The 16,882-nt window shown below is 61.3% G+C and carries 14 protein-coding genes and 3 pseudogenes; 1 reads left to right on the top strand and 16 read right to left on the bottom strand.

Annotation, left to right across the window (positions count from 1 at the left end):
- Positions 1 to 4 precede the first annotated feature (4 nt).
- The 9 genes and pseudogenes from R1A29_RS07410 to flhA form a co-directional block, all read right to left on the bottom strand.
- A complete protein-coding gene (locus R1A29_RS07410; protein ID WP_169429421.1) occupies positions 5 to 745 on the bottom strand; it encodes a flagellar motor protein in 741 nt (246 codons plus the stop codon).
- Positions 745 to 1,884, bottom strand: a complete 1,140-nt coding sequence (locus tag R1A29_RS07405) for a protein-glutamate methylesterase/protein-glutamine glutaminase (RefSeq protein ID WP_265811936.1) — start codon at positions 1,882 to 1,884, stop codon at positions 745 to 747. Before R1A29_RS07405 ends, R1A29_RS07410 begins: the two co-directional genes overlap by 1 nt.
- 49 nt (positions 1,885 to 1,933) lie before the next feature.
- Positions 1,934 to 4,219, bottom strand: coding sequence for a chemotaxis protein CheA (locus R1A29_RS07400; RefSeq protein ID WP_438301063.1), 2,286 nt, complete (start codon positions 4,217 to 4,219; stop codon positions 1,934 to 1,936).
- 39 nt (positions 4,220 to 4,258) lie between these two features.
- On the bottom strand, positions 4,259 to 5,047 hold the full coding sequence (locus R1A29_RS07395; RefSeq protein WP_085710486.1) for a protein phosphatase CheZ: 789 nt from the start codon (positions 5,045 to 5,047) through the stop codon (positions 4,259 to 4,261).
- A 17-nt stretch (positions 5,048 to 5,064) separates the two neighbouring features.
- Positions 5,065 to 5,436 (bottom strand): chemotaxis response regulator CheY, encoded by a 372-nt coding sequence (locus R1A29_RS07390; RefSeq protein WP_003183998.1) that lies wholly within the window; start codon positions 5,434 to 5,436, stop codon positions 5,065 to 5,067.
- A gap of 167 nt (positions 5,437 to 5,603) precedes the next feature.
- Positions 5,604 to 6,343: pseudogene (gene fliA / locus R1A29_RS07385) on the bottom strand (RNA polymerase sigma factor FliA).
- Positions 6,340 to 7,170, bottom strand: coding sequence for a flagellar synthesis regulator FleN (fleN, locus tag R1A29_RS07380; RefSeq protein ID WP_003222917.1), 831 nt, complete (start codon positions 7,168 to 7,170; stop codon positions 6,340 to 6,342). The pseudogene fliA and the gene fleN overlap by 4 nt, the downstream one beginning before the upstream one ends.
- A 113-nt stretch (positions 7,171 to 7,283) precedes the next feature.
- Positions 7,284 to 8,625: pseudogene (gene flhF / locus R1A29_RS07375) on the bottom strand (flagellar biosynthesis protein FlhF).
- An 11-nt stretch (positions 8,626 to 8,636) separates the two neighbouring features.
- Positions 8,637 to 10,766 (bottom strand): flagellar biosynthesis protein FlhA, encoded by a 2,130-nt coding sequence (gene flhA / locus R1A29_RS07370; protein WP_085710483.1) that lies wholly within the window; start codon positions 10,764 to 10,766, stop codon positions 8,637 to 8,639.
- Positions 10,767 to 11,371: 605 nt separating this feature from the next.
- Between flhA and R1A29_RS07365 the strand changes: the two genes are divergently transcribed.
- The gene (locus R1A29_RS07365) at positions 11,372 to 11,746 is read left to right on the top strand and encodes a DUF6124 family protein (protein WP_438301062.1); all 375 of its coding nucleotides are present in this window, start codon (positions 11,372 to 11,374) and stop codon (positions 11,744 to 11,746) included.
- Between the two features lie 218 nt (positions 11,747 to 11,964).
- Here the strand turns inward: R1A29_RS07365 and flhB are convergent.
- The 7 genes and pseudogenes from flhB to fliM all read right to left on the bottom strand — a co-directional run bounded on the left by flhB (position 11,965) and on the right by fliM (position 16,880).
- Positions 11,965 to 13,103: pseudogene (flhB, locus tag R1A29_RS07360) on the bottom strand (flagellar biosynthesis protein FlhB).
- 3 nt (positions 13,104 to 13,106) lie between these two features.
- Positions 13,107 to 13,892 carry a flagellar biosynthetic protein FliR gene (fliR, locus tag R1A29_RS07355; RefSeq protein WP_438301061.1) on the bottom strand — a complete coding sequence of 262 codons (786 nt, stop codon included), beginning with the start codon at positions 13,890 to 13,892 and terminating at the stop codon, positions 13,107 to 13,109.
- 3 nt (positions 13,893 to 13,895) lie between these two features.
- Complete coding sequence (gene fliQ / locus R1A29_RS07350) at positions 13,896 to 14,165, bottom strand: flagellar biosynthesis protein FliQ (RefSeq protein WP_085710476.1); 270 nt, start codon at positions 14,163 to 14,165, stop codon at positions 13,896 to 13,898.
- On the bottom strand, positions 14,162 to 14,920 hold the full coding sequence (gene fliP, locus R1A29_RS07345; protein WP_085710474.1) for a flagellar type III secretion system pore protein FliP: 759 nt from the start codon (positions 14,918 to 14,920) through the stop codon (positions 14,162 to 14,164). The genes fliQ and fliP overlap by 4 nt, the downstream gene beginning before the upstream one ends.
- Positions 14,920 to 15,396, bottom strand: a complete 477-nt coding sequence (gene fliO / locus R1A29_RS07340) for a flagellar biosynthetic protein FliO (protein WP_438301060.1) — start codon at positions 15,394 to 15,396, stop codon at positions 14,920 to 14,922. The genes fliP and fliO overlap by 1 nt, the downstream gene beginning before the upstream one ends.
- Positions 15,397 to 15,855: a flagellar motor switch protein FliN gene (gene fliN, locus R1A29_RS07335; protein ID WP_085710472.1), complete on the bottom strand. Its 459-nt coding sequence runs from the start codon at positions 15,853 to 15,855 to the stop codon at positions 15,397 to 15,399. It abuts the gene before it with no gap.
- Between the two features lie 56 nt (positions 15,856 to 15,911).
- Positions 15,912 to 16,880 (bottom strand): flagellar motor switch protein FliM, encoded by a 969-nt coding sequence (fliM, locus tag R1A29_RS07330; protein WP_003222890.1) that lies wholly within the window; start codon positions 16,878 to 16,880, stop codon positions 15,912 to 15,914.
- Between the last annotated feature and the right edge of the window lie 2 nt (positions 16,881 to 16,882).

Below are 16,882 nucleotides of genomic sequence, written 5' to 3'. Positions count from 1 at the left end.
TCCCTTAATCCATGAAGCCCTGAAGCTTCAACTCGATGGAGCGTGGGTTTTCACCTTCAGCGATCGACAAAATACCTTCCAACAACATTTCGCGATAACGCGACTGTCGCAACGCGATTGACTTGAGCTTGGCGGCGACCGGCAACAGGATCAGGTTGGCACTGGCCACACCGTAGATGGTGGCGACGAATGCCACGGCGATGCCGTTGCCCAGTTGCGACGGATCGGCCAGGTTGCCCATCACGTGGATCAGGCCCATCACCGCACCGATGATACCGATGGTCGGCGCGTAGCCGCCCATGCTTTCAAAGACCTTGGCGGCTTCGATGTCGCGGGCTTCCTGGGTGTAGAAATCCACTTCAAGGATACTGCGGATCGCTTCCGGCTCGGCGCCGTCGACCAACAGTTGCAGGCCTTTGCGCGAGTAGGCGTCGGGTTCGGCATCCGCCACGCCTTCCAGGCCCAGCAGGCCTTCCTTGCGTGCGGTGAGGCTCCAGTTGACGACGCGGTCGATGCCGCCGGCCAGATCTACACGGGGCGGGAAAAAGATCCAGGCGAGAATCTGCATGGCACGCTTGAACGCGCTCATCGGCGATTGCAGCAAGGCGGCACCGATGGTCCCGCCGAGCACGATCAGCGCCGCCGGGCCGTTGGCCAGTGCGCCGAGGTGACCGCCTTCAAGGAAGTTGCCGCCGATGATGGCGACAAACGCCATGATGATCCCGATAAGGCTTAGAACATCCATCAGATACACGCCTCGACGATGTGCTTGCCGATATCGTCCAGACCGTACACCGCATCCGCGAGGTCAGCTTTGACGATCGCCATCGGCATGCCGTAGATCACGCAACTGGCTTCGTCCTGAGCCCAGACGGTGCTGCCGCCCTGCTTGAGCAGACGCGCGCCTTCGCGACCGTCGGCGCCCATGCCGGTCAGCACGACCGCCAGAACTTTGTCGCTGTAGGATTTCGCCGCGGAACCAAAAGTGATGTCCACGCAAGGCTTGTAGTTCAGACGCTCATCGCCCGGCAGGATTTTCACCGCGCCACGGCCGTCGATCATCATCTGCTTGCCACCCGGCGCCAGCAGCGCCAGGCCCGGACGCAGGATGTCGCCATCCTCGGCTTCCTTGACGCTGATGCGGCACAGCTTGTCCAGACGCTCGGCGAAGGCCTTGGTGAACGCGGCCGGCATGTGCTGGATCAGCACGATCGGTGCCGGGAAGTTGGCCGGCAACTGGGTCAAAACCCGTTGCAGCGCAACCGGGCCACCGGTCGAGGTGCCGATCGCCACCAGCTTGTAGGCCTTGCGTTTCGGCGCCGGCGACGAAGCGCTGGCTGCCGGAGCGCGAGCCGGGGCAGGCGCCGGTGCCGGACGAGCCGGAGCACTGTGGCTGCCAAAGCTCGATGTTGGCGCCGGAGCCGGAGCCGGAGCCGGTGCAGGTGCAGCAGCTGGCGCCGGCGCACTGTAGGCACTGAAACGACGGTTACTGCGCGAGATGCTGTGCACCTTCTCGCACAGCAGTTGCTTGACCTTCTCCGGATTGCGCGAGATGTCTTCGAAATTCTTCGGCAGGAAATCCACCGCGCCGGCATCCAGCGCATCCAGGGTCACCCGGGCGCCTTCATGGGTCAGCGAGGAGAACATCAACACCGGGGTCGGGCAGCGCTGCATGATGTGCCGCACCGCCGTGATGCCATCCATCATCGGCATCTCGTAGTCCATGGTGATCACGTCCGGCTTGAGGGCCAGGGCCTGATCGATCGCCTCTTTACCGTTGGTTGCCGTACCGACAACCTGGATGCTCGGATCCGCTGAAAGAATTTCCGAGACGCGGCGGCGGAAAAAACCCGAATCGTCCACCACCAGGACTTTGACTGCCATAAACACTCCATTAGGTGCAGCGGGACGTTGTCGCCCCGCCGCCCCGGATTCAAATACGCCGTGCGGCGTAACGCTTGAGCATGCTTGGAACATCGAGAATCAGCGCAATGCGGCCGTCACCGGTAATGGTGGCGCCGGACATGCCCGGGGTTCCCTGCAGCATTTTGCCCAATGGCTTGATGACCACTTCTTCCTGGCCGACCAGTTGATCGACGACGAAGCCGATCCGCTGGGTGCCCACCGAAAGGATCACCACATGGCCTTCGCGCTGCTCTTCGTGAGCGGCGGAGCTGACCAGCCAGCGCTTGAGGTAGAACAATGGCAGCGCCTTGTCCCGCACGATCACCACTTCCTGGCCGTCCACCACGTTGGTGGTCGACAGGTCGAGGTGGAAGATTTCGTTGACGTTCACCAGCGGGAACGCGAACGCCTGGTTGCCGAGCATCACCATCAGGGTCGGCATGATCGCCAGCGTCAGCGGCACCTTGATGACGATTTTCGAGCCGGCGCCCTTGGTCGAGTAGATGTTGATCGAACCGTTGAGCTGGGAAATCTTGGTCTTCACCACGTCCATGCCGACACCACGGCCGGACACGTCGGAGATCTCGGTCTTGGTCGAGAAGCCCGGGGCGAAGATCAGGTTGTAGCACTCGGTGTCGCTCAGGCGATCGGCGGCATCCTTGTCCATCACACCGCGTTTCACGGCGATGGCGCGCAGGACGTTCGGGTCCATGCCTTTACCGTCGTCGGAGATCGACAGCAGGATGTGGTCGCCTTCCTGTTCAGCGGCCAGGATCACCTTGCCGCCACGGGCCTTGCCCGAGGCTTCGCGTTCTTCCGGCGACTCGATGCCGTGGTCGACCGCGTTGCGCACCAAGTGGACCAGCGGGTCGGCCAGTGCCTCGACGAGGTTCTTGTCGAGGTCGGTCTCTTCGCCCACCAGTTCCAGGTTAATTTCTTTCTTGAGCTGACGCGCGAGGTCGCGAACCAGACGCGGGAAGCGGCCGAAGACTTTCTTGATCGGCTGCATCCGGGTCTTCATGACAGCGGTCTGCAGGTCGGCGGTGACCACGTCGAGGTTCGACACGGCCTTCTGCATCGACTCGTCGCCGCTGTTCAGGCCCAGGCGCACCAGACGGTTACGCACCAGTACCAGCTCGCCGACCATGTTCATGATTTCGTCGAGACGTGCGGTGTCCACACGCACGGTGGTCTCGGCTTCACTCGCCGGTTTTTCCGGTGGCGGAGTCGCCGGAGCACGGGCCGGAGCCGGTGCAGCAGCGGCAGCCGGTTTGGCCGGTTCGGCTTTGGGCTCGGGCGCTTTTGCAGCGGGTTTTGCCGCAGCGGCCGGAGCCTTGGCGGCAGGCGCTGCAACAGCGGAAGCATTGCCGGCCGTTACAACGGCACCGGTGTTGACGTCTGTGAACTTGCCTTTGCCATGCAGATCGTCGAGCAGCGATTCGAACTCGTGGTCGGTGATCAGATCGCTGCCGGCTGCAGCCGCTGCCGGGGCAGCATTCGCATTTGCAGGGACGGAAGCAATCGCCGACTCCAGCGCATCGACAGCAAAGTTGCCCTTGCCGTGCAACTGATCGAGCAAGGCTTCGAATTCGTCGTCGGTGATGTCCGAGCTGTCGCCCGCCGCCGGAGCCGCAGGCGCAGCGGCAGCCGGTGCCACGGCGTCCGCCGCGAACTGGCCCTTGCCGTGCAACTGGTCGAGCAGCGACTCGAACTCGGCGTCGGTGATTTCATCGCTGGCCGCTTCGTCGGAAGCAGGCGCAGCGGCAGCCGCCGGGGCTTCGGCTTCGGCCTTGACGGCGTTCAGCGAGTCCAGCAGCTGTTCAAATTCGTTATCGGTGATGTCACCGGAGTCGCCGGTTTCGTTTTCAACGACCAGCTCTTCGATCATCTCGGCCACAGGCGAAGCCGGAGCTTCATCCGCCGATTGCGGTTCGGCCAGGCGCGCCAGGGCGGCCAGCAGTTCCGGGGTTGCAGCGGTGATCGGGCTGCGATCGCGGACTTCGCTGAACATGCTGTTCACCGCGTCCAGCGCTTCGAGCACCACGTCCATCAGTTCTGCATCTACGCGACGCTCACCCTTGCGCAGGATGTCGAACACGTTTTCGGCGATGTGACAGCACTCCACCAGCTCGTTGAGCTGAAGGAAGCCGGCGCCCCCTTTTACAGTGTGGAAACCGCGAAAAATTGCGTTGAGCAGATCTGCGTCATCCGGGCGGCTTTCCAGCTCGACCAGTTGTTCGGACAGTTGCTCAAGAATCTCGCCGGCCTCAACCAGGAAATCCTGAAGGATCTCTTCATCGGCGCCGAAGCTCATTAATGGGGTGCTCCTACAGGTCTAAAAACCCAAAAAAACTCAAAATCCAAGGCTGGATAGCAAATCGTCCACATCGTCCTGACCGGACACAACGTCTTCTCGTTTATCGGCATGAATCTGCGGACCTTCACCCTGCGAGAGATGTTTTTGTGGATCTTTTTCAGCGAGCATCGCCGCACGGTCATGTTCGATGCCCGCAAAGCGGTCAACCTGACTGGCCATAAGGACGAGTTTGAGCAGATTGCTTTCGACTTCGGTGACCAGTTGGGTCACGCGCTTGATCACCTGACCGGTGAGGTCCTGGTAATCCTGGGCCAGCAGGATGTCGTTGAGGTTGCTCGACACCGCGCGGTTGTCCGCGCTGCTGCGTGACAGAAAACCGTCGACCCGGCGCGCCAGTTCGCGGAACTCTTCAGCCCCGACTTCGCGGCGCATGAAACGTCCCCAGTCGGCACTCAATGCCTGGGCTTCATCAGCCAGACCATTGACCACCGGCGTGGCGCTTTCCACCAGATCCATGGTGCGGTTGGCCGCGGCTTCGGTCAGCTTGACCACATAGCCCAGGCGCTCGGTCGCATCAGTGATCTGCGACACTTCCTCGGCCTGCGGCATGTGCGGGTCGATCTGGAAGTTGACGATTGCACTGTGCAGTTCGCGCGTGAGCTTGCCGACTTCCTGGTACAGGCCACGGTCACGGGTCTGATTGAGCTCATGGATCAGTTGCACAGCGTCGCCGAACCTGCCTTTTTCAAGGCTTTCGACCAGTTCGACCGCGTGTTTTTTCAGCGTCGACTCGAAGTCGCCCTGTGAAGATTCTTTATGCTCCATAGCTCCCCCGCGCGTCATCAGCCGATGCGTTCGAAAATCTTCTCGATTTTTTCTTTCAGCGCCTGAGCCGTGAAAGGTTTGACCACGTAGCCGTTAACGCCGGCCTGGGCCGCTTCGATGATCTGCTCGCGCTTGGCTTCAGCGGTCACCATCAGCACCGGCAGGTGCTTGAGTTTTTCATCGGCGCGCACGTGACGCAGCAGGTCGATACCGGTCATGCCGGGCATGTTCCAGTCGGTCACCAGAAAGTCGATGCTGCCGCTGTTGAGCACCGGAATGGCGGTGGTGCCATCGTCGGCTTCAACGGTGTTGGTGAACCCGAGGTCACGCAACAGGTTCTTGATGATCCGCCGCATCGTTGAGAAGTCATCAACGATGAGGATTTTCATGTCTTTGTTCAATTCGACCTCCAAGCAGTCTTAAACGCGTCCAGCACCTGGACGCGCCATTTCAATCAATCCGGCAAAGCACTCGATGACTGTCTGGAGCACAACAGAGCAAGACCGGTGCCGTTCACCACCGCACCAGCCTCGTTCGCAGTGTCCCCACACTGCCTTCAGCGCGCTCGCCACTCCCCCAAACGCCCCCGCAAGCGGGCCGCGCACTGGCTGTGTAACTGGCTGACCCGCGATTCACTGACGCCAAGGACTTCACCGATTTCCTTGAGGTTCAGTTCTTCGTCGTAGTACAGCGCCAACACCAGTCGCTCACGCTCCGGCAAATTGGCAATCGCGTCCGCCAGCGCCGCCTGGAAGCGTTCATCTTCCAGATCGCGTGACGGCTCAAGATGAGCACTGGCGCCATCCTCGTGCAGCCCTTCGTGTTCGCCGTCCTGCAACAGGTCGTCGAAACTGAACAGTCGGCTGCCCAGGGTGTCGTTCAAAATCCCGTAGTAATCGTCGAGACTCAACTGGAGTTCGGCCGCAACCTCGTGATCTTTAGCGTCACGGCCGGTTTTAGCTTCAATCGAGCGAATCGCGTCGCTGACCATACGGGTATTGCGGTGAACCGAGCGCGGTGCCCAGTCCCCTTGCGTACTTCATCGAGCATCGCGCCACGGATCCGGATGCCCGCGTACGTTTCGAAACTGGCGCCCTTGCTGGCGTCGTATTTGGTCGAGACTTCGAGCAGGCCGATCATCCCGGCCTGGATCAGGTCTTCGACCTGCACACTGGCCGGCAACCGCGCCAGCAAGTGGTAGGCGATGCGTTTGACCAGTGGCGCGTAACGCTCGATCAGCTCGTACTGCGCGTCACGCGCCGACTTTTTGTAAAGGTTCATACCGCTGGCGGTCATAGCACAGGTCCTGCCGTTTGCTGCACGAGGCGCTCGACGAAAAATTCGAGATGGCCGCGCGGGTTGGCGGGCAGCGGCCAGGTGTCGACCTTTTGCGCGATCGCCTTGAATGCCAGTGCGCACTTGGAACGCGGGAAGGCTTCATAGACCGCACGCTGCTTCTGCACCGCCTTGCGCACGCTTTCGTCGTAAGGCACCGCACCGACGTATTGTAAGGCGACGTCGAGGAAGCGATCCGTGACCTTGGTCAACTTCGCGAACAGGTTGCGACCTTCCTGCGGGCTCTGGGCCATGTTGGCCAGGACGCGGAAGCGGTTCATGCCGTAATCGCGGTTGAGCAGCTTGATCAGCGCGTAGGCGTCGGTGATCGAGGTCGGCTCATCGCAGACCACCAGCAACACTTCTTGCGCCGCGCGAACGAAACTGACTACCGAGTCACCAATACCCGCAGCGGTGTCGATCACCAGCACGTCGAGATTGTCGCCGATGTCGCTGAACGCCTGGATCAGGCCGGCATGCTGGGCCGGGCTCAGATGAACCATGCTTTGCGTGCCGGAAGCGGCCGGCACGATGCGGATCCCGCCGGGACCTTGCAACAGCACGTCGCGCAGCTCGCAGCGGCCCTCGATCACATCGGCCAAAGTACGTTTGGGCGTCAGGCCCAGCAGAACGTCGACGTTCGCCAGACCCAGGTCGGCATCCAGCAGCATGACCCGACGGCCAAGCTCTGCCAGCGCCAGGGACAAGTTCACTGACACGTTAGTCTTGCCGACGCCACCTTTGCCGCCGGTCACCGCGATCACCTGTACGGGATGCATGCTGCCCATGTTATTTCTTTACCTTGTCTTGCATAGACGGAGGCCACATTACTGGCTGCGCGTTCACAACCGGAACAATGCGTGGCAGACCATCGATGTAGGTACAAAAACTGTTCATTACCTCAGCCAACCTGCTTGGTCGGGCTGTGGTAGATATCAGCGAACATGTCAGCCATGGCTTCTTCGCTGGGTTCTTCCTGCATTTGCACGCTGACGGCGCGGCTGACCAATTGATGACGGCGCGGCAGATGCAGATCATCCGGAATCCGTGGGCCGTCGGTCAGGTAGGCGACCGGCAGTTCATGACTGATCGCCAGGCTCAGCACTTCGCCAAGGCTGGCCGTCTCATCCAGTTTAGTCAGGATGCAGCCGGCGAGCCCGCAACGCTTGTAACTGTGATAAGCGGCGGTTAGAACCTGTTTCTGGCTGGTGGTTGCCAATACCAGATAATTTTTCGACCGAATGCCACGACCGGCCAGACTTTCCAGCTGCATGCGCAGTGCCGGATCGCTGGCCTGGAGGCCGGCGGTGTCGATCAGCACCACGCGTTTGCGCAGCAGTGGATCCAGCGCCTGCACCAGGGACTGGCCAGGGTCGACGTGGGTCACCGACACATTGAGGATCCGGCCCAGGGTTTTCAACTGTTCCTGAGCACCGATGCGGAAACTGTCCATGCTCACCAGCGCAATGTTCTGCGCGCCGTACTTGAGCACGTAACGGGCCGCCAGTTTGGCCAGGGTGGTGGTCTTGCCCATGCCGGCCGGGCCGACCATGGCAATCACACCGCCCTCTTCCAGCGGCTCGACTTCCGGTGTGGCGATCATCCGCGCCAGGTGCGCGAGCAGCATGCGCCAGGCCTGACGAGGTTCTTCGATATCGCTGGTCAGCGCCAGCAGGTCGCGGGACAACGGGCCGGACAAGCCGATGCGTTGCAGACGACGATAGAGGTTGGCCTGGGCCGGACGGCTGCCTTGCAGCTGATTCCAGGCCAGGGTGCCGAGCTGCACTTCCATCAGCTCGCGCAGGCTGTTGAGTTCGAAACGCATCGAATCCAGCGCACGCGGATCGACGCCAGCGGCAGCCGGAGCAGGTGCCGGGGCTGGACGGGCCGGTGCGGCGTACGTCGGTTCTGTCAGAGGCTCGGCTGCTGTCAGCGGCAGGCCGGCGGTCAATGGCAGACCGGAGAACAACTGGCGATTGGTGTTGCCGTCGGCCTCACCACGCATGCTCAGCTCGGCCTGGGCGGTGACGATGCGCGACTGGGTCTTGCGCAGCTCGTCTTCGAGTTCCATGTTCGGAACCCGTGGCGCCAGCGCCGACAGTTTGTAATCCAGCGCCGCCGTCAGCTCGACACCGCCGGCAATGCGGCGGTTGCCAATGATGGCGGCATCAGCGCCCAGCTCATCACGAACCAGCTTCATGGCCTGACGCATATCGGCGGCGAAAAAAACGCTTAACTTGCATAAACCACTACCTCAGCCGTTGGGCCCTACTGTCGCAACGATGGTCACTTGCTTGTTGTCCGGAATTTCCTGGTAGGCCAGCACATGCAGTCCGGGAACTGCCAGGCGACCAAAGCGCGAGAGCATCGCGCGAACCGGGCCTGCTACCAACAGGATCACCGGCTGACCTTGCATTTCCTGACGCTGCGCCGCTTCGATGAGCGAACGTTGCAGCTTCTCGGCCATGCTTGGCTCCAGCAGAACGCCCTCTTCCGAGCCTTGTCCTGCCTTCTGCAGACTATTGAGCAATATTTGTTCCAACCTTGGCTCCAGCGTGATGACTGGCAGCTCGGACTCAGTCCCTACAATGCTTTGGACGATTGCACGGGATACGCCAACCCGCACAGCGGCCACCAAAGCGGCGGTATCTTGACTCTTGGCGGCATTGTTGGCGATGGCTTCGGCAATGCTGCGGATGTCGCGCACCGGCACGTGTTCGGCCAGCAGCGCCTGCAACACTTTCAGCAGCTGCGACAACGTGACCACACCCGGCACCAGCTCTTCCGCCAGTTTCGGCGAGCTCTTGGCCAGCAATTGCATGAGTTGCTGCACTTCCTCGTGGCCGATCAGCTCGCTGGAGTGCTTGTACAGAATCTGGTTCAAGTGGGTGGCGACCACGGTGCTGGCGTCCACCACGGTGTAACCGAGCGATTGCGCCTGGGCGCGCTGGCTGACTTCGATCCACACCGCCTCCAGGCCGAAAGCCGGATCTTTGGCGGTGATGCCGTTGAGCGTGCCGTAGACCTGCCCCGGGTTGATCGCCAGTTCGCGATCCGGGTAGATCTCGGCCTCGGCCAGGATCACCCCCATCAGGGTCAGGCGATAGGCGCTCGGTGCCAGATCGAGGTTGTCGCGGATGTGCACGGTCGGCATCAGGAAGCCCAGATCCTGCGAGAGCTTCTTGCGCACGCCCTTGATCCGCGCCAGCAACTGGCCGCCCTGGTTGCGGTCCACCAGCGGAATCAGGCGATAGCCGACTTCCAGGCCGATCATGTCGATGGGCGTCACGTCGTCCCAGCCCAGTTCCTTGGTTTCCATGGCGCGGGCCGGCGACGGCAGCAGTTCCTGCTGACGCTTGACCTCTTCCAGCGCCTGCACCTTGGCCACGTTCTGCTTCTTCCAGAACAGGTATGCGCCACCGGCAGCCAGGGCGGCCATGGTCAGGAACGAGAAGTGCGGCATGCCCGGCACCAGGCCCATGACCGCCATCAGACCGGCCGCCACCGCCAGCGCTTTCGGCGAGGCGAACATCTGGCGATTGATCTGCTTGCCCATGTCTTCCGAACCGGAAGCACGGGTCACCATGATCGCTGCAGCTGTAGATAACAACAGTGATGGCAATTGCGCCACTAAACCGTCACCGATGGTCAGCAGGGCATAAACCTTGCCGGCGTCAGCGAAGGACATGTTGTGCTGGAAGATACCGACGGCCATGCCGCCGATGAGGTTGATGAACAGAATCAGCAGGCCGGCGATGGCGTCACCGCGCACGAATTTGCTGGCACCGTCCATCGAACCGTAGAACTCTGCTTCCTGGGCCACTTCCTGACGGCGGGCCTTGGCCTGGGTCTGGTCGATCAGGCCGGCGTTGAGGTCGGCGTCGATCGCCATTTGTTTGCCGGGCATCGCATCGAGGGTGAAGCGCGCGCTCACCTCGGAAATCCGCCCGGCACCCTTGGTCACTACGACGAAGTTGATGATCATCAAAATCGCGAAGACCACGATACCCACCACGTAGTTACCGCCGATCACCACCTCACCGAAGGCCTGGATCACCTTACCGGCAGCGGCGTGGCCGTCCTGACCGTGGAGCATCACCACCCGCGTCGACGCCACGTTCAGCGCCAGTCGCAACAGCGTCGCCACCAGCAGGATCGTCGGGAACACCGCAAAGTCCAGCGGCCGCAACGCGTACACGCAGACCAGCAGCACGACGATGGACAGGGCAATGTTAAAGGTGAAGAACACGTCGAGCAGGAACGGCGGCACCGGCAACATCATCATCGCCAGCATGACCAGCAGCAACAGCGGCACACCCAGATTGCCCCGACTGAGGTCGGCAATGTTCGAGCGAGCACTGTTGATTAACTGAGAGCGATCCACCGGTTTTCCCCGTTCCTTTAAAGCAAACTTTTGACGCCCGGAGCGGGCGCACGGCGGCTACTGCAAGAAGCCTTCCAACTTTTGCCGATGATTGAAACAGAGGGGTTTGAGCGCGGTTTTTCTGCTGGGCGGGATGTCGCTTTCGCGAGCAAGCTCGCTCCCACAATGGAACGCGGTCAACTGTGGGAGCGACGGTGCGACGATTCGACTTGCTCGCGAAGAGGCCCGAGAAATCAGCATAAAGCGCCATTTAAATTCGGGTGTTTAAAAGACACCTCCAGACACGCCTTGGAGGCTACGAATCCTTGCGCCATTGCCTACAGCTACGCCAGAATCCGCCGGCTTGTGCGCTTTGGGGTCGGATTCTATTGTGGATCGGTCGCTGACGAATCAGCGATCGGGTTTAGCGACTCGAATCATAAATAGGTGCACCAGCGCTCCATGCCTTGTGGCAGATTCAATGTCTGCAACTCCGCTATGGTGGCTGTATGCGGGAGACCCTCGGGTCTGCCGGGTGCCTATAACCGGTTCGCTAACCTGCGTACAGCCGCCACCTTACTGTTTAGCGACAGTTCCGGGCGGCTCCACTTAATAGGAGCTTCACCATGATCAAACCAACACCCAACCCACCCGAAACCGACCCTGCCTCGCCCTACGAATCCCTCGACTCCAGAAAGCTGCACGAAGCCGCCGACCGCGCCCTCGATCACTATCTCTGCCCGCCCGGCGCCACGCCACCGCCACGCAGAACCCGCCGGATGTTTGCCGTCACCGCAGACTTCAAAAACGAAGAGCTGCTGGTCGAGCTCTGCGAAACCCTCGCTTCTGCCAGAACCATCGCCAATGACTTCGCCCACCTCATGCCCGCCTCGCAACGCAGAACGCTGACGGGTATCGGGCAACTGATCATGCTCGGGGAGCTGGCAGCGAATCGGGTGCTGAATAATCTGGAACTGACGCCGTCGCCGAACCCCGCGTAAAGGCTTGAGTGATGTGTCGCGGCAACTGACGCCTTCGCGGGCAAGCCCGCTCCCACAGGTTTAGCGTCGCTCGGGAAATATGAGCACGCCACAAATCACTGTGGGAGCGGCGGTGCGACGATTCGACTTGCCCGCGAAGGCGGCCTCACAAGCGACACAGGTCATCAGGCATAAAAAAACCGCCTCCGGGCTCAACCGGATGGCGGTTTTTTGTTTCATCAGGAATCGCGCCGCAGATCCGGCGGAATCGGCAGGTCGTCCTTGAGCGGTTCCGGGAACTTGCCCTTGCCCGCGCGGTGCTGGCGGATCTGGTAGACGTAGGCCAGTACCTGGGCGACCGCGAGGTACAGGCCGCCGGGAATCTCTTCTTCCAGCTCGGTGGAGTAGTAGATCGAACGCGCCAGGGCCGGCGATTCGAGCAGCATGACTTCGTTGGCCACGGCGATTTCGCGGATCTTCAGCGCCAGGAAGTCGCTACCCTTGGCCAGCAGCACCGGCGCCCCGCCCTTCTCCGAGTCGTATTTGAGGGCTACGGCGTAGTGCGTCGGGTTGGTGATGACCACGTCGGCATCCGGGATCGCGGCCATCATCCGCCGCTGCGACATCTCGCGCTGCACCTGACGGATCCGCTGCTTGACCTCCGGCCGGCCTTCCTGATCCTTGTGCTCGTCGCGCACTTCCTGCTTGGTCATCTTGAGCTTCTTGATGCTTTCCCAGATCTGCACGGGCACATCGACGGCCGCGATGATGATCAGACCGCAGGCCATCCACAGCGTGCTCCAGCCCACCACTTGCAGGCTGTGAATGATGGCCCGGTCGATGGGTTCGTGAGCGATGCGCAGCAGGTCGTCGACATCCCCGGACAGCACCACCAGCGCCACGGCCAGAATGATCAGGAATTTGGCCAGCGCCTTGAGCAGTTCGATCACCGACTTCATGGAGAACATGCGCTTGAACCCCGAAGCGGGGTTCATCCGACTGAACTTGGGTGCCAGAGAGCCCGCGGCGAACAGCCAGCCGCCAAGTGCGATCGGCCCGAGAAACGCAGCCAGCAGCAAAGTGATCATGATCGGCTGGATCGCCACCAGCGCTGTCAGCCCGGAGCTCATCAGGAACTTGCCCATGGCGCCCTGATCCATGATCACTTCCCGCGACAGCGTGAAGTTCATGCGCATCAGTTCCATCAGGTCCTGCGCCAGCATGCCGCCGAACACCAGCAGCGCACCGGAACCGGCGAGCATGATGGCCAAGGTGTTGAGTTCCTTGAGCGCGCAATCTCACCCTTTTCCCGGGAGTCCTTCTTGCGCTTCTCCGTGGGGTCTTCTGTTTTATCCTGACCGCTCTCGCTCTCTGCCATGACTCAGCGCGCCTGTGCCAGTTCGCGTAGCAGCTGCAAGGCTTCGACGGCCAGCGGCTGATACTGATTGAGAATGTCTGCCAGACCGACCCAGACGATGAACAGACCGAGCACCAGGGTCAGCGGGAAACCGATCGCAAAAATGTTCAGTTGCGGCGCGGCGCGGGTCATCACACCGAACGCAATGTTGACCACCAGCAGCGCGGTGACGGCCGGCAGCACCAGCATCAATGCTGCGCCCAGCACCCAGCCGAGCTTACCGGCCAGCTCCCAGTAATGCGCGGTCATCAGACCGGCGCCAACCGGCAGTGTGGTGAAACTTTCAGTCAGCACTTCAAAGACTACAAGGTGACCGTTCATGCCGAGAAACAGCAGCGTCACCAGCATGGTGAAGAACTGCCCGATCACCGCCACCGACACGCCGTTGGTGGGGTCGATCATCGAAGCGAAGCCCATGCCCATCTGAATCGCAACGATCTGCCCCGCGATCACGAACGCCTGGAAGAACAGCTGCAAAGAGAAGCCCAGCACGGCACCGACCAGGATCTGCTCGGCGATCAACAACAAGCCGCTGAGATCGAGAGGACTGACCGCCGGCATGGGCGGCAGATTGGGCGAGATCACCACGGTGATCGCCAGTGCGAGGTACAGGCGGATGCGTTTGGGAACCAGCGTAGTGCCGAAGACCGGCATCACCATCAGCATCGAGCCGATGCGAAACAGCGGCAGCATGAACGTCGCCACCCAGGTACTGATCTGGGTGTCGGTCAACTGAAGCAGCGATTGCATGACCTAGCCGATGACCAGCGGAATGTTTTTGTACAGCTGGATGATGTATTCCATAAAGGTCTGGATGATCCACGGACCGCCGACGATCAGGGTCACCAGCATCACCAGCAGACGCGGCAGAAAGCTCAGGGTCTGTTCGTTGATCTGCGTCGCGGCCTGGAACATCGACACCAGCAGGCCCACCAGCAGACTCGGGACCACCAGGATCGCGACCATCATCGTGGTCAGCCACAAGGCTTCGCGAAAGATGTCGACCGCTACTTCTGGGGTCATGGCGAAACACCTCCGAAACTGCTGGCCAAGGTGCCAATGATCAGCGCCCATCCGTCAACCAGCACGAACAGCATGATCTTGAACGGCAGGGAAATGATCAGCGGCGACAGCATCATCATACCCATCGCCATCAGCACACTGGCCACGACCAGGTCGATGATCAGGAACGGGATGAAGATCATGAAGCCGATCTGGAACGCGGTTTTCAGCTCGGACGTAACGAACGCCGGTACCAGAATGGTCAGCGGCGCCTGATCCGGCGTCGCGATATCGGTGCGCTTGGACAGGCGCATGAACAGCTCCAGATCACTGGAGCGAGTCTGGGCGAGCATGAAGTCCTTGATCGGCACCTGAGCCTTTTCCACCGCTTGCTGGGCGGTGAGCTTCTCCGCCAGATACGGTTGCAGTGCATCGTTGTTCACCCGGTCGAACACCGGCGCCATGATGAACAGGGTCAGGAACAGCGCCATGCCGGTGAGGATCTGGTTCGACGGTGTCTGTTGCAGGCCGAGGGCCTGACGCAGGATCGAGAAGACGATGATGATCCGGGTGAAGCTGGTCATCAGGATGACGGCGGCCGGGATGAAGCTCAGCGCCGTCATGATCAGCAGGATCTGCAGGCTGACCGAATACTCCTGCGCCCCGTTGGCGTTGGTGCCCAGGGTGACCGCCGGGATCGACAACGGATCGGCGGCGAACGCCAGTGGCGCGGCCAACATCAAGGCCAGGGTCAAGACGATGCGCAACGCACCCATTACTTCTTATCCTTCTGATCCTTGCCGAGGATCTTCAACAGATGCTGGGCAAATTCCGGAGTCGCTTTTTCGGAGGTGGCCGGGACGTCCACCGGTTCCTTGAGTACGTGCAGCGCGGTGATCGTGCCGGGACTCAGGCCAAGCAGGATCTGCTCGTTGCCGACCTGAACCAGCATCAAGCGGTCACGCGGTCCGAGGGCGCGGGAACCGATCAGTTCGATCACCTGGCCCTTGCCCGCCGGCCCTGCGTTCTGCACCCGGCGAAGCAGCCAGGCGAGGAAGAAGATCAATCCCAGCACCAGCAGCAGGCCGAACACCAGTTGCGTCAATTGCCCGGCGACGCCACTGCTGACCGCCGGAGCAATCGCGGGCGCCGCGGGAGCCGCAGCCGCAGCCGCAGTCGCAGGCTCGGCGGCCATGACCGTCAATGGCAGCGCCAGCACCGCGGCCAGCAAGGAACCCAGAACCTTTTTCACTCAGCGCAGCTTCTTGATGCGTTCGCTTGGGCTGATCACGTCGGTCAGGCGGATGCCGAACTTTTCGTTGACCACAACCACTTCGCCGTGAGCGATGAGGGTGCCGTTGACCAGCACGTCCAGCGGCTCACCGGCCAGACGATCGAGCTCGATCACCGAACCCTGGTTGAGTTGCAGCAGGTTGCGGATGTTGATGTCGGTGCTGCCCACTTCCATCGAGATCGACACCGGAATGTCGAGAATCACGTCCAGGTTCGGACCGTCCAGACTGACCGGCTCGTTGCTCTTCGGCACGCTGCCGAACTCTTCCATCGGCAGACGGTTGGAGCTCGAAACGCCAGCGTCGGCGGCCAGCAGCGCGTCGATGTCGGCCTGCCCGGCTTCACCGGTTTCTTCCAGGGCGGCAGCCCACTCGTCGGCCAGTGCCTGATCGTCCTGGGCGTTCATTTCGTCGTTCATCATTTGTCCTCGGCGGGCAACAATTCAGTTAAAGGCGTAAGGGGTGTTGCGCCGCTTCAGCGGCGCTCGATCGGCTCGATCACCTGCAACGCGAGGTTGCCTTTGTGCGAGCCCATCTTGACCTTGAAGGCCGGCACGCCGTTGGCGCGCATGATCATGTCTTCCGGCATCTCGACCGGGATCACATCACCCGGCTGCATGTGCAGGATGTCGCGCAGTTTCAACTGGCGGCGAGCCACGGTGGCACCGATCGGCACGTCGACATCCAGCACGTCCTGACGCAGGGCGTTGACCCAGCGCTCGTCCTGGTCGTCGAGGTCCGACTGGAAACCGGCGTCGAGCATTTCGCGCACCGGCTCGATCATCGAGTACGGCATGGTCACGTGCAGGTCGCCGCCACCGCCGTCGAGTTCGATGTGGAACGTGGAGACCACGATCGCTTCGCTCGGGCCGACAATGTTGGCCATGGCCGGGTTCACTTCCGAGTTGATGTACTCGAAGTTGACTTCCATGATCGCCTGCCAGGCTTCTTTCAGGTCGACGAACGCCTGCTCCAGCACCATGCGCACCACGCGCAGTTCGGTCGGGGTGAATTCACGCCCTTCGATCTTGGCGTGACGGCCGTCGCCGCCGAAGAAGTTGTCCACCAGTTTGAACACCAGTTTGGCGTCGAGGATGAACAGCGCGGTGCCGCGCAGGGGTTTGATCTTGACCAGGTTGAGACTGGTCGGTACGTACAGCGAGTGCACGTATTCGCCGAACTTCATCACCTGCACGCCACCGACGGCAACGTCCGCCGAGCGGCGCAGCATGTTGAACATGCTGATGCGGGTGTAGCGGGCAAAACGCTCGTTGATCATTTCCAGAGTCGGCATGCGTCCACGGACGATGCGATCCTGGCTGGTCAGGTCGTAGCTTTTGACACTGCCGGGTTCGGCAGCGTTATCGGTCTGTACCAGACCATCGTCGACACCATGCAACAGCGCGTCGATTTCATCCTGGGACAGCAGATCCTGCACGGCCATGT

Source organism: Pseudomonas sp. NMS19W (assembly GCF_051554255.1).
Lineage (GTDB): Bacteria > Pseudomonadota > Gammaproteobacteria > Pseudomonadales > Pseudomonadaceae > Aquipseudomonas > Aquipseudomonas kribbensis.
This window is presented reverse-complemented; position numbering and strand designations above follow the sequence as displayed.

Bases quoted from the DNA above. Each gene is read 5' to 3' on its own strand.
- R1A29_RS07410 (WP_169429421.1), bottom strand. From the start codon at position 745: ATGGATGTTCTAAGCCTTATCGGGATCATCATGGCGTTTGTCGCCATC.
- R1A29_RS07405 (WP_265811936.1), bottom strand. From the start codon at position 1,884: ATGGCAGTCAAAGTCCTGGTGGTGGACGATTCGGGTTTTTTCCGCCGC.
- R1A29_RS07400 (WP_438301063.1), bottom strand. From the start codon at position 4,219: ATGAGCTTCGGCGCCGATGAAGAGATCCTTCAGGATTTCCTGGTTGAG.
- R1A29_RS07395 (WP_085710486.1), bottom strand. From the start codon at position 5,047: ATGGAGCATAAAGAATCTTCACAGGGCGACTTCGAGTCGACGCTGAAA.
- R1A29_RS07390 (WP_003183998.1), bottom strand. From the start codon at position 5,436: ATGAAAATCCTCATCGTTGATGACTTCTCAACGATGCGGCGGATCATC.
- fleN (WP_003222917.1), bottom strand. From the start codon at position 7,170: ATGGGCAGCATGCATCCCGTACAGGTGATCGCGGTGACCGGCGGCAAA.
- R1A29_RS07365 (WP_438301062.1), top strand. From the start codon at position 11,372: ATGATCAAACCAACACCCAACCCACCCGAAACCGACCCTGCCTCGCCC.
- fliR (WP_438301061.1), bottom strand. From the start codon at position 13,892: ATGCAATCGCTGCTTCAGTTGACCGACACCCAGATCAGTACCTGGGTG.
- fliQ (WP_085710476.1), bottom strand. From the start codon at position 14,165: ATGACCCCAGAAGTAGCGGTCGACATCTTTCGCGAAGCCTTGTGGCTG.
- fliP (WP_085710474.1), bottom strand. From the start codon at position 14,920: ATGGGTGCGTTGCGCATCGTCTTGACCCTGGCCTTGATGTTGGCCGCG.
- fliN (WP_085710472.1), bottom strand. From the start codon at position 15,855: ATGAACGACGAAATGAACGCCCAGGACGATCAGGCACTGGCCGACGAG.
- fliM (WP_003222890.1), bottom strand. From the start codon at position 16,880: ATGGCCGTGCAGGATCTGCTGTCCCAGGATGAAATCGACGCGCTGTTG.